General features: G+C 62.9%; 10 protein-coding genes and 1 tRNA gene. 2 read left to right on the forward strand and 9 right to left on the reverse strand.

Annotation, left to right across the window (positions count from 1 at the left end; genetic code table 11):
* Positions 1-280: 280 nt before the first annotated feature.
* The 3 genes from I2G40_RS02280 to I2G40_RS02290 all read right to left on the reverse strand — a co-directional run bounded on the left by I2G40_RS02280 (position 281) and on the right by I2G40_RS02290 (position 3,760).
* On the reverse strand, positions 281-676 hold the full coding sequence (locus I2G40_RS02280) for a helix-turn-helix domain-containing protein (protein ID WP_195544065.1): 396 nt from the start codon (positions 674-676) through the stop codon (positions 281-283).
* 448 nt (positions 677-1,124) lie between these two features.
* Positions 1,125-3,155, reverse strand: coding sequence for a bilirubin reductase, long form (gene bilR, locus I2G40_RS02285; protein ID WP_229090616.1), 2,031 nt, complete (start codon positions 3,153-3,155; stop codon positions 1,125-1,127).
* Between the two features lie 528 nt (positions 3,156-3,683).
* A tRNA-Met gene (locus I2G40_RS02290) sits at positions 3,684-3,760 on the reverse strand.
* Positions 3,761-3,956: 196 nt separating this feature from the next.
* On the opposite strand from I2G40_RS02290, the gene I2G40_RS02295 reads away from it, so the two are divergent.
* Positions 3,957-4,730 (forward strand): type III pantothenate kinase, encoded by a 774-nt coding sequence (locus I2G40_RS02295; protein ID WP_195544067.1) that lies wholly within the window; start codon positions 3,957-3,959, stop codon positions 4,728-4,730.
* A 145-nt stretch (positions 4,731-4,875) separates the two neighbouring features.
* On the opposite strand, the gene I2G40_RS02300 is transcribed toward I2G40_RS02295, so the two are convergent.
* The 3 genes from I2G40_RS02300 to I2G40_RS02310 all read right to left on the reverse strand — a co-directional run bounded on the left by I2G40_RS02300 (position 4,876) and on the right by I2G40_RS02310 (position 8,167).
* Positions 4,876-5,577, reverse strand: a complete 702-nt coding sequence (locus tag I2G40_RS02300; protein ID WP_195544068.1) for a hypothetical protein — start codon at positions 5,575-5,577, stop codon at positions 4,876-4,878.
* The gene (gene folP, locus I2G40_RS02305; RefSeq protein ID WP_195544069.1) at positions 5,578-7,320 is read right to left on the reverse strand and encodes a dihydropteroate synthase; all 1,743 of its coding nucleotides are present in this window, start codon (positions 7,318-7,320) and stop codon (positions 5,578-5,580) included.
* Positions 7,321-7,414: 94 nt separating this feature from the next.
* A complete protein-coding gene (locus tag I2G40_RS02310) occupies positions 7,415-8,167 on the reverse strand; it encodes an NAD-dependent protein deacylase (protein WP_195544070.1) in 753 nt (250 codons plus the stop codon).
* Positions 8,168-8,303: 136 nt separating this feature from the next.
* Between I2G40_RS02310 and I2G40_RS02315 the strand changes: the two genes are divergently transcribed.
* On the forward strand, positions 8,304-9,122 hold the full coding sequence (locus I2G40_RS02315; RefSeq protein ID WP_117746195.1) for an exodeoxyribonuclease III: 819 nt from the start codon (positions 8,304-8,306) through the stop codon (positions 9,120-9,122).
* A 148-nt stretch (positions 9,123-9,270) separates the two neighbouring features.
* Here the strand turns inward: I2G40_RS02315 and I2G40_RS02320 are convergent, their stop codons facing one another.
* Genes I2G40_RS02320 through I2G40_RS02330 form a run of 3 tightly spaced genes read right to left on the reverse strand, consistent with a single transcriptional unit; the run spans position 9,271 to position 12,519 of the window.
* Complete coding sequence (locus tag I2G40_RS02320; protein WP_006235785.1) at positions 9,271-9,984, reverse strand: DUF6580 family putative transport protein; 714 nt, start codon at positions 9,982-9,984, stop codon at positions 9,271-9,273.
* A gap of 4 nt (positions 9,985-9,988) precedes the next feature.
* Positions 9,989-11,632 carry an ABC transporter ATP-binding protein gene (locus I2G40_RS02325; protein ID WP_195544071.1) on the reverse strand — a complete coding sequence of 548 codons (1,644 nt, stop codon included), beginning with the start codon at positions 11,630-11,632 and terminating at the stop codon, positions 9,989-9,991.
* Positions 11,632-12,519: an energy-coupling factor transporter transmembrane component T gene (locus I2G40_RS02330; RefSeq protein ID WP_324252558.1), complete on the reverse strand. Its 888-nt coding sequence runs from the start codon at positions 12,517-12,519 to the stop codon at positions 11,632-11,634. The genes I2G40_RS02325 and I2G40_RS02330 overlap by 1 nt, the downstream gene beginning before the upstream one ends.
* Between the last annotated feature and the right edge of the window lie 40 nt (positions 12,520-12,559).

Genomic DNA, 12,559 nt, shown 5'->3' on the forward strand with positions numbered 1-12,559 from the left:
ACCATCACTCCCCCATGCAAAAACGCTGCAATTGTTTAACGTTATAGCTCAATTGAGGAGTAGCGGCGGCAGATTTTCGGCCAACTGGGGAGTTTTAGGCGTACGGGGTAAGGAGTCTGTCCGCACTGGAGTAGAGGGTGACGTTTCCTTACCGCAGCGACGGGCGCGCGGCCCACTGTGTGCGGTTTATTGGCCACGTTGAAGGATGCCCCGATAGGCTCGCGGCGGTTCGAAAAGTTGGCGCGGCAAGAAAAATGCGCCTCGTGGGCGCACCCTCTTGCTACTCTGCCTGCTTAACGCGCGGCTTGCGACCCCGCGGCTTATCGACCAGTGCGGACTCACCGCCATCGCGGTACAGGCGGCACCAGGCCTTAACCGAAGACTCGCTTGGAATCTTATACTTGATCATGGCTTCGCGAACCGTCAGACCGTTTTCCAGACGGTCCTTAACCACGGCGAGCTTTACGTCGTACGAATAGGTGTGATGGCGAGCGCCCGCATTGAGCACGGCGTCGGCACCGCCCACGGCATATGCGCGGGCCCACTGACGAGCCGTGGCCTGGGGAATGCCAAGCTTTGCGGCGAGGGCGCGGTGACCGACCCCCTCTTGGAGGATCTCGACGGCGCGCTGCCTAACCTCGGGCGCATGCGTGCGAGTCCTAGTTGCTTCCGACATACCTGCCACTTCTTAGCCTTAACCGTTAATCTGCTTTCTTACGTGCAAGTTAGATAGTAGCATTTTACTGTTTGCTCAAAACAGTTAATTAAAATAGACGCGGCGTTATCTGGGCATTTGGCACCAATTTACGACGTTTCTTTATCGATTATTTACGCTGGTAGCTGACTCGCAGCTAATCGTCATTCGCTTGTCACCAAAATTGGCATCTCTTTATGTCTTTTGGTATAGAGGATATAATTATTAACCCCTCCCCCAATAATTTTGAGTGGCCTGCAAGGTAGTAGATGTCCTCACTCCTCATGATTACCGCGCACTGCCCTCCACCGGAGCAAAACAAAAAGGGCGGGACCTGCTGCGCTTGCAGACCCCGCCCCGGTTGACACCCCATGGGACGCAGTCGGGCGAGGCAGATCCGTGCTACCGCCCCGCCTGGCCGCGAAGTTAACTACAGCTCGTTGGCCGCGTGATATGCCGTGCGAATGGCGCTCGCGATGTCGGCGGTGCGCTCGCCCGAGCAGTCGCCCACACAGGTCACGGGCACCGTCACGCCGTCCAGGTCAAACGCGTTGGCCTTGGAGCCCACGGCCATCACCACGTAATCGCAGGCAATCTTCACCGGCTCCTCGGTGCCGTCTTCGGCAGTACGAATAGCCTCCACGCCCTCGTCGGTAACGGCGGTTAGACGGGTCTTCACGTGCTGCTCCACGTTGTGCTCTGCAAAATCGCTCATAATCAGCGGCAGAATGGTCTCGGACTCGCCCGCGGCAATCTTGTCGAGCATCTCCACGATCGCCACCTCGCAGCCGCGCTGCAGCAGGTACTCGGCAGTCTCGGTGCCCACCAGGCCACCGCCAATGACGGCGACGCGCCCACTGAGCTCCACCTTGCCGGCCAGCACGTCCCAGCTCGAGATGACCTTGTCCGAGTCGGCACCCGGAACGGGGATGACAACGTCGTGCGCGCCCACGGCCACAATCGCGGCGTCAGCGGCGTTGAGGTCCTCAGCGGTAGCGGCGTGGTTGAGCTCAACCTTCACACCCAGGCCAGGCAGAATCTTCTCGTAATACTCGACCGAGCGCATGATCTCGTCCTTGCGCGGAGGCGCGGCCGCCAGCACAATCTGGCCGCCCAGATGATCGCTCGCCTCGTAGACGGTCACATCGTAGCCGCGCTTGGCCGCCACGCGCGCGGCCTCCAGGCCGGCAATACCGCCGCCCACCACGGCGATCTTCTTGTCGCCCTCGCCCGGCTTGATGGCGATGGTCGCCTCGTCGCCGTTCTCGGCGTTGAGCACGCACGAGATGTACTTGCGGTTTTGAATCGCGTCGACGCAGCCCTTGTTGCAGTTGAGGCACTCGCGAATGGGCTCGCCCGTGGCGGCCTTCAGCGCAATGTCGGGGTCGCACATGAGCGAGCGGCCATAGGCGATGATGTCGGCCGAGCCATCCTCCAGGATCTTCTCGCCGGCCTCGACCGAGACAACACGGCCCACGGTTGTCACCGGCACGGAGACCAGGGCCTTGACGCGCTCGGCCACGGGCAGCGTCCAGTTGTAGGGCATGGCACCCATGGGCGGAATGGTGTCGCCCATGTTGCCAGTGTGGTTTGCCTGCGCGACCTGGATCATGTCGATGCCGGCGCCCTCGAGCAGCTTGGCAAACTCGCAGGCCTCGTCGGGCTGCAGGCCGCCCTTGCCGCGCGGCGTGCCGTCGGGGTTCTCCATGATCACGGGGAGCTTGTACTCCACCATCAGCTGCGGCGCGGCTTCCTTGATGGCAGCGACGACCTCGAGCGCATAGCGAACGCGGTTCTCGAACGAGCCACCATACTCGTCGGTGCGCTTGTTGAGGATAGCCGAGCACAGCGAACCCACCAGACGGTCGCCGTGGACCTCGATGGCGTCGATGCCGGCCTGCTGCGCGCGGGCGGCCGAGGCGGCGATGGATTCCTTGATCTGGGTGAGCTGCTCCACGCTCGCCTCGTTCACAAAGTGCTGCATGTCGTGATGCAGCTTGGCGTAAGCCTGCTTGCGAATCTCGTTGGACTCGGCCATCTTGGCGGCAAAGGTCTCCTCGTCGCCGGCGGCCTTGGCCTCCTGCGCGGCCTTGGCGGCAGCCATGGAGCCCATGACCATGCGACCGACGCCGGGCACGTCGTACTCGGGGTGGAACAGCTGCAGCGCAACCTTGGCGCCGTACTTGTGGACGGCGTCGGCCAGCGCCTTAAACGTGGGGATTTGGGCGTCGGTCGCAAGCTTGGGCGTGGGGCTTGCGGTCATAACGGGAGCAACATCGCCGATGACGATGTAGCTCACGCCGCCACGGGCCAGGCGCTCGTAAAAAGCCAGGCTGCGCTCGCCAATGGAGCCGTCGCGCTCCTCGTAGCCGGTGGTAAGCGGCGGGAACATAATGCGGTTCTTGAGCTCAAGGGGGCCAACCGTAATGGGCTGGAGCAGCTTGGATGCAGGTGCGGTCATGGACATTCCTCTCTTGTAGGCGCGGCGGCGATGGTGCCGCGTAGTTGTCTAGAGGATATGGCATGGGAATACAACAGCGCAACGGAAATCGGCGGATAACAGGTAGCGGCAGGTGGATGGGGCGGGACGGCCCGTCGGTTTGTCTCAATCTGTAACAGTTACTCGGCAAAACCGGGTCTTACTGTTACAGATCGAGATATTCCTCTCGACCCATCCTCAACAATCTAGATCTGTAACAGCTAGGCCCACTTTTGACCCCTACCTGTTACAGATTGAGACAAACCAAACCCGCCTGCCGGAAAATCTCAATCTGTAACAACAACTCGGCAAAATCCGTCCCTCGTGTTGCAGATTTAGACAAACCGTCCGGGCGGGAACTCAACATCTCAATCTGTAACACCTAGCCGCCCAAATCGGGTCTAGATGTTACAGATCGAGATCTTGTTTGAGAGGCTGAGAATTGGACCGAAAACACGGTCCCGGAATAACAAAAAAGCTCGCCGGCTAGGCCGACGAGCTGCAAGTTCTTGGTCGCGGGGGCAGGATTTGAACCTACGACCTCCGGGTTATGAGCCCGGCGAGCTACCAGACTGCTCCACCCCGCAATGTCTGGGCGCCTCATGTGCGCAAGAAAGAATATTACGTGGGAGTTCGGTAAACGGCAAGGAAAATCTCGTAGAGCATAATTCCTTCATATTTAAACCCCTCAGCCCCTATCATCGTAAACGAATCGCAGCCGAGCGCCGTCGACGGCGCGTATACAATGGTGCGCGTCCTTTTATGCCAACACCGGGAGTAGACATGCTGCTCGCTATCGATATGGGAAACACGCAGACGGCCATGGGCCTGTTTGACGGAAACGAGCTGGTGCAGTCGTGGCGCATGCCCACCGACCGCTCCTATACCGCCGACGAGATCCACGTGCGTCTGATGGGCTTCTTTAAGATGTACGGCCTTTCGCTCGACGCGGCCGACGCGATCGCCTTTGCCGGCGTGGTGCCGCAGCTCTCGCGCGAGTGGCACGCCGTGGCCGACCGCATCGCGGCAGACGCCATCGTCATCGGCCCGCAGACCGCCGCCGTGACCAAGCTGCGTGCGGCACGCCCTCAGGCTGTGGGTGCCGACCGCATCGCCAACGCCGTTGCGGCCGAGACTTTCTACGGCGCCCCGGCGATCGTGGTGGACTTTGGCACCGCGACCAATATCGACGTCATCGATGAGGACGGCTATTACATTGGCGGAGCGATCGCGCCGGGCATCCGTATCTCCATGGACGCACTTGCCGCCCGTGCCGCCAAGCTCGCCAGCGTGCCGCTCGAGGCGCCCGAGCACGCCATCGGCCGCGACACCGAGGAATGCATCAAGGTCGGCGCCGTGATGGGCACCGCCGCCATGGCCGAAGGCCTGGTCGCTCGCATGAAGCGCGAGCTGGGCCGCGACGATGCCACCGTTATCGCCACGGGCGGTCTCGCCAGCATCGTCGCCGATTCGACCGACGCCTTCGACGTGGTCGACGGACAGCTCACCATTAAGGGCATCTGCGAAATCTACCGCCGCATGCAGAAGCTGGGATAGAGCAGGAGCTTAAGTCAAGCACGCCCGATGCCACAGTCCCCGCAAACGTTCGCCAAGCCCATTCCCCAGACAGGCGAAACCCTCCCCGGCACAGGCCGAAGAGGGCTTCGTTGTCATCGTTATCTTTGAGCGCGAGCGCCCCGCGCTACAGCCCGCGAATTCGTACAGCCTCGGGCGGAAACTCCTGCTCGCCGGCATCGGTCTTGATGGTCGCGCGACCCCAGATGTCCAGGCCCGCAAACACACCGACCGCAAGCGGCAAACCGTTGGGCGACACCGCCGCAACTTGGCGGCCCAGCAGTGGCACCATGTCAAAGTACTCGCCCAGCACGGGAGCCAGCGGCCCCGCGGCGCCTTGCGGCGTGTTGGCAACAACCGCCCAGGCGTCCACGCGGGCCAGCATGGCGGCGGCCAGCGCCTCGACCAGCGCTTCGTCAGCCACACCCACACCGAGCTCGCTCAACGCCGAACGCTCAATATCCACCGTCACGGCACCGAACATGCCCGCAGCACCGGCACCGCCGTTCACGGCAACACGCGCGAGCGACGTCTCAAACGCAGGCGCACCGCACACGATATCGCTCGGCCACTGGATACCCACCTTACCGGCAAGGCCCAACCCCGGCGTCGAAGCCGTGCCCACAAGCGCATCCATCATGCCCATCGCCGCCACAAACGGCAGGCCGTGGAAGGCATGCATGTTCACGTCCGGGCGCACGACCAGCGAAAACGTCAGCGAAGCATCGCCCGCGCTCCAAGCGCACCAGCCCGCGGACGCACCCTCGCGGCCCGCGTCGCGCGCGGCGTCAAGCTCGGTACCGGCAACAACAGCATTCATCTCGATCATCTACATACGCCCCAATTCGCCCACGATATGGCCCACGCGGTCCTCGGGCTCCTTGACCTCGACGCCGTTGTAGCGGAAGAACCGCGCCGGGTCGTGCATCAGGTCCTCGAGCGGCACCAGCACAAAGTCGCGCTCGCCAATGAGCGGATGCGGCAGGCGCAGCTTTTTGCCGCCGTGGGTCTCGCCGTCCATCCACAGCAGGTCCAGGTCGATGGTGCGCGGGCCGTTGACCTTGGCTTTCTTGGAGCGGTCACGCCCCAGCTCGGTCTCGATCTTCATAAGCTCGTCGAGCAGCACCAGCGGCGCCAGCTCGGTCTTGATCTCGATGACGGCGTTGGCAAACGCATCCTGGCGCGTCTCGTAGGCAGGCTCGCTCTCGTAAATACGCGAGCAATTGGACACGCAGGTGAGCGGGATCTCGGCGATCATGTCGCGCGCGGCGCGGATGTTGTCGCAACGATGCCCCAGGTTGGAGCCCACGGCCACAAACGCACGGCGCGGCTGCGGCTTGGCGACAGCCCAGTAACCGTTCAGGAACTGCGCAAAGCCGGTGACGTCGTGCACGCGTACGATGTTGGCACCGGCCTGGATAGCGCCCAGGCACACGCCAAACGTGGCGGCATCGCGCGCGGCGGCATCGGTCACGCCCGAGATGGCGCCCACAAAACGTTTGCGCGACACGGCGCACATGAGCGGATAGCCCAGCGACGCCATCTTGGCGGTCTCGCGCTGGATGACGATGTCCTCGTTGGCCGTCTTGCCAAAGCCCGGACCGGGATCGATGCAGATGCGGTCGCGCGACACGCCGGCATGGATGAGCGTACGAGCCTGGTCGGACAGAAAGCCCATGACACGGCGCATGATGGGCGCCGAATCGGGCAGGGTAAAGCGGCGAAGCTGAGAGGTGGGCACGTAGGCCTCCTCGCGGCGGGCGCTGCGGCGCATCATGGCGGCCAGGCGGTCATTGGACTCCGATTCGGCCTCGGTGGCTGCGGGCGCGGCCTCGGGCGCGGGCGCGACAGTCTCGGCGGCAGCAGCCTGCTCGGCGGCCGGCGTCTCCTGCTCGCTTGAAGGCTCGGGCGTGGGCTCCGGTTCGCCAAACGGCAACGAGGGCTGCACCACGCCGCCCGGAAGCTTGGCCTCCGACTTAGGCTCGCCCAGCAACTTGCCGCGACGGCGGCGAGCCGGCTTCTCGGCCTCACGCGCGGCCTCGGCAGCCGCCTCGCGCGCCTTCTCGGCAACAAACGCCGCTGCCGAGGTATCGAGCTGCACCGTTGCGTGCGTGCGGGTGGGCGCGGCGACCTCGCCGGCATGCATCACGATGACGCCGCAGATGCTCGTCTTAACAAACTCGACCATCTTGGGGTCGGTGAAGCCGGTCACGTCGTTGACGATCGAGGCGCCGCAGCGCACGGCCGCCTTGGCAACCGCCACGTGGCGCGTGTCGATCGAGACGATAGCGCCCTCTTTGGCCAGCGCACGCACCACGGGCAGCACGCGGCGAGCCTCCTCGTCGGGGTTGACCGGGGTAAAACCAGGGCGCGTGGACTCGCCGCCCACGTCGATGATGTCGGCACCGGCGTCGAGCATCGCCAGGCCGTACTCGATGGCGGCATCCGGGTCGAAGTGCTCCCCACCGTCGCTAAACGAATCGGGCGTCACGTTGAGGACGCCCATGATGCGCGGGCGGTCAAAGCTGAGCTCATACTTTCCGCACCGCCATGTCTTGCTATCGTTCGCCATGAACATCCTCCTAAAATGCCCGCGCCACCGCGCTCGGGCGCAGGCGGCGGGGTCGCTTTGCAATCAGTTTTTCTATTGTATCCGCGCACACGGGCTAGAACGCAAACGCGGCCGCGATGTCGCAAGAAATCAGCAGGTCGGCATTTGCATCCTGATCGGTGGGAGCGAGATTGCAAATGGCCAGGGTATCGCCGGTAAAGTAGCGCGTAAGGCCCGCCGCCGGATACACCACGAGCGAGGTCCCGCCCACGATGAGGACATCGGCCGCGGCAATGGCGGCGACGGCGCCGGTCAGCACGCGCTCGTCGAGCGGCTCCTCGTAGAGCACCACATCGGGCTTAATGCGCCCGCCGCACGCAGGACACACGGGCACGCCCGCGGCGTCCTCGTGCTCGCGCGAGCAAATCCACTCGGCGCTATAGACCGCGCCGCACGACTGGCAAATGTTGCGATGGACCGATCCGTGCAGCTCGAACACGCGCTGTGAGCCAGCCATCTGATGCAGACCGTCGATATTTTGCGTCACCACGGCATCAAGCTTACCGGCGCGCTCCAACTCGGCCAGCTTGGTGTGGCAGCGGTTGGGCTTAGCGTTAAGCGCGATCATCTTGGTGCGGTAAAAGTCGAAGAACTCGGCCGGATGCGCCTCGTAAAAGCTATGCGAGAGCATGGTCTCGGGCGGGTAGGCAAACTGTTGGTGATATAGGCCGTCCACGCTGCGGAAATCGGGGATGCCACTCGCCGTGGAAACGCCCGCGCCGCCAAAGAAGACCACGCGCTTGTGGGTGCCGAACAGCTCCGCCAGCGCGGCGGAGGCCTGTTTGGAGTCCGTTATCGCCTGCGTCATATGAGTCCTCCGTCCTTGTTGGTCGGGCAGCGTCGGGCGATGTCCCAGCATGCGGCCTTTGGGTCAGCACGCGCGGTGCCCACCACCGCCCCTGTTGCGCTAATCTTAAGCCTGCCAACCCCGTCGAAAGGACACCATGCCTCAGACTTACACTTTCGCCTCGTGGAACGTCAACGGCCTGCGCGCCGTGCTCAAAAAGGACCCGAGCTTTATCCAGATCGCGCAAGAACTCGACGTCGATATCCTGGCGTTGCAAGAGACCAAGTTGCAAGAAGGCCAGGTTGATATTGACCTGCCCGGCTATCGCCAAACCTGGAGCTACGCCGAGCGTAAAGGCTATTCGGGCACTGCGGTCTTTAGCCGCCAGGAACCGCTGCGCGTGCTGCACGCCGACGCGCTGTTACCCTACGCCGGCGAGGGCGAGGCGGCCGAGCTCGTCGCCCAAGCCGCAACCGAGGGCCGCGTCTGCGCGTTGGAGTTCGACAAGTTCTGGTTTGTGGATGTCTATACGCCCAACGCCCAAAACGAGCTCGCGCGCATCGATGTGCGCATGGCCTGGGACGATGCCTATCGCGGCTTTTTGAGCGCGCTTGAGCGCGAGACCGGCAAGCCCGTGGTGACCTGCGGCGACTTTAACGTAGCGCACGAAGAGATCGACCTTAAGAACCCCAAGTCCAACCGCGGCAACGCAGGCTTTTCGGACGAAGAGCGTGGTAAGTTTACCGAGCTGCTCGACGCCGGTTTTACCGATACCTGGCGCGCGGCAAACCCCGACGTCGAGGGTGTCTACAGCTGGTGGAGCTATCGCTTTAATGCCCGCAAGAACAACGCCGGCTGGCGCATCGATTACTTCCTGGTGAGCGACGCAATCGCCGGCAACGTGCGCGACGCCGGCATCCGCGGCGATATCTTCGGCAGCGACCACTGCCCCGTCACCCTCACGCTAGAGCTCTAGCGCCAAGCAATTCCTGGGGGACAGAGGAAAACAGATCATGTGACCCCTCTCCCCCTATAAGTTGCGGTGGAGTAGTTCCTGTTTGGGCAGCAAATAGCCAAAAACGAGAACTATTCCACCGCAAGTTCGTGTGGGAACGCGAAATGCCCTACAGTCCGTATTTCACGACGACACGGTTAATGCGACGGCACCAAGGCTTGTACAAGGCGGCCAAAAACACGCAGGTCGCAAGGCCGTGCGTGATATCGAACGGCACCGCCGTGGCAAGACGTGCCATGGCACCCGCCCACGTGAGCGGTTGAACAAAACCGATAATGTCGTAGGCGTTGATCACAACGCCGTACAGCAAACCCGAAGCAAAGCCGTAGGTCAGCAGCGCCGGCATACGCACGGTGCCATCGGCGCGATCAAAAGCGCCGGCATGCGCCAGCGCACCGCCAACGTATCCCACGAGCCCCCAGGCATACATCTGCCACGGCGTCCACATGCCCTGCCCAAAAAAGAAATTGCTGGTCAGCGCCGCCAACGCACCGACCATAAAACCATTGCGGCGACCAAGCGTCGCCCCCGCGATAATGGCGATGGCACTCACGGGTTTAAAGTCGGGAATGGGGCCAAACAAGATGCGCCCCGCCGCGGCCAATGCTGCCAGAACCAGCGTGGGCATAATCTGGCGCAAACCCGGACGAGATGCCTCGTAACCCGCAAAGAACAGCGCGAGCACCAGCGCCACCACAACCAGCATGGCCAATGCTGCCTGCTCAACACCCGACAGCAACGCGGCAGCCATCACCGCCGGCACCGCCAACAACAGCGGGACCTCCAGTTTTGCAAGCAAGCGCGCGACGCGATAATCCGTCATCCCATCACGCCCTATAAAACACGTTATCGGCAAAGAAGTCGGCCGGCGGCTCCATGCAGGCAATCTCGCCGTCAAACATCATGACGACGTCGTCGGCTACCTGCTCGGCAAAGTCCAAATCGTGCGTAGCCATGATGACGGTGCCGCCAGCCTTCGCATGGTCACGCAGGGCGCGGGCAATGATGCGGCGGCTGAACAGGTCTAGACCCTTGGTGGGCTCATCGAGCAATAGCAGTTCGGGGCCGATTAGCAGCAGTTTTGCCAATGCAAGCAGTTGACGCTGCCCGCCCGAAAGATCGTACGGATGGCGTCCATCCAGACCCGACAACCCCAAGCTCGCCGCACGCTCCCGCGCCAAGTTCTCGTCATATCCGCAGGTCGAAGCCCATTCCATCAGCTCGTCGCGAACCGTATCGGCAACCAGCAATGCTTTGGGATTCTGAGGCAGCAGCGCCGCCGAGGCCGCTCCGCGCACCATGCGGCCGCGCTGCAGCTTGGCGGTCTTCGCCAGCACCGAGAGTATCGTCGACTTACCGCATCCGTTGCCGCCCACGATCGCATGCACCGCACCGGCCGAAAACGTCACGTCGAGCCCGCGCAGCACCCAACCGCCCGCGCGATCGTAGCGAAACCAGCCTTCCGACAGGGTGGTAGCCGACCCGCCGTGCATTTTTTGGAGTATTCTGCTTCCATCCGTGCGCGGGAAGGCTTCCGAGCCATTCTCGAGCGACGTTTGCGCCACAAATTCGGACGATTTGTCCAATTCTGAACTTTTTTTCGCGCTCGATACGTCCCCGGGCGGCTCCAGAGAGCCCAAATTGTCCTCACGCCTGCTGAATACTCCGTTTTTTGCACATCGGATGGCACCCCACCCCAACATGTCATCGGAAAACAGCGATTCTCGGCGTCCCAAAGAAGACATATCCGCCACCTCGCGCACGCGACCGCCCTCAATCCGGTACGTACACGTCGCATACTCGAGCATCGGCCGCGGCTGATGCGTCGCCACAACAACCGTGCAGCCCAGCTCGCGATTCACACGAAACAGCGCGTGCAGGAAATTCTTCTCCGCAACCGGATCAAGCTGAGACGTGGGCTCGTCGAGCAGCAGCACGCGCGGGCGCAACGCCAGAACGGCCGCCAACGACAGCAACTGTTTGCGACCACCCGAAAGCGTGTCAGTATCGCGGTGAAGCCAATCTTCCAGCCCAAAGAAATAGCTGGTCTCAGCTACGCGACGGCGCATCTCGTCGCGCGACACACCCAGATTCTCTAGGCCAAACGCCATCTCGTGCCACACGGTCTCGCACACAATCTGGTTCTCGGGATCCTGAAACACATAACCCACGCGCTCTGCCGATGCCCGCACGTCCATGTCGGCAACGTTCTCGCCCAGCACGCGCGCATCGCCAGTGCGCTCGCCCGCCGGCGCGATCTCGGGCTTGAGCAGCGACAGCAGCGTCGACTTGCCCGAACCGGTACCGCCAACAAGCAGTGCAAACGCACCTTGGGAAACACGCCAATCAAGCCCCTCGAGCACCGGTGCCTCGGCCCCGGGATAGGCAAAACTAAGGCCTCGCACCTCAATCGCCGGCGCGGCCGAGCCATATGCCACACCCGCCGCCGAGCTCCTATCCAACCGAGCCATCAGCCAAACCTCTTCTCATCAATCGCGTGCGACGCGCAAGGCAGCATCATCCAGGCAGCGTACACGACATAGCCCAGCCACGGCGCCGGCACCGATAGTTGCGGGTAAAACGAATACTGCATCGTCGCAGTCCACGCCACTGCCGTCGTGGCCATGCCAAACAGCGCAAGTCCAACCAGCGCGGCAACATCGCCGCGCCCCAGCCGATACCGCGCATACGTCGTTCGACGCGTCGCGGCGCCCCACCCACGGGAGCGCATGGCGTCCGCGCGCTCCAGCGAATCTTCCATGCCCCAGCCCATCAACACGCTCGACGCCCGCAGGCGCGATCGCACGGGATCGGTGGGCACGCGGCCCGGCACATCAATCGCATCCTGCACCGCCAGCACCGTACGACCGCGGCGTAAAAACTGCGGGATAAGCCTCATGCACATCGAGATCATGAGCGCAATCACCGGTGCGGCATTGCCCAGCAGCGCGAGCACCTTGTCGTATTCGAGCATCGACGCCGCGGCCTCAAACCACAGCATGCTCGCCACAAACAGCCCGCCCATGCACAGGCCGTATACCATGCTTTCCAGATACACCGCGCGCATGCCAATACGGAACAGCTCCGTCGAGCCCGAGGCGCTAAACAGCGGATTGACCAGCGCGATAATCAAAATCACCGGCAGCTGCCAGCGGAGTGCGCCCAGCGTGCGGGCAGCCCCGCGCGTCGCAAATCCATACGCCAGCCCGCCCGCAAGTGACAGCGCAATCAGCACCGGCTGCATCGAGAACATGGTGAGCCCCAGCGTCAGCACCATGTAGAGGGCCGGCACAGCCGGATGCGACATCGAGAATGCCGCGACGGGCTCGCCGCCAAACTCCTCTTGTATGTTGTCCACGGGCACCCCCGTCCCCTCGCTCAAACGACAGCTCCGCAGC

It is taken from the genome of Collinsella aerofaciens, from assembly GCF_015558785.1.
GTDB lineage: Bacteria > Actinomycetota > Coriobacteriia > Coriobacteriales > Coriobacteriaceae > Collinsella > Collinsella aerofaciens_P.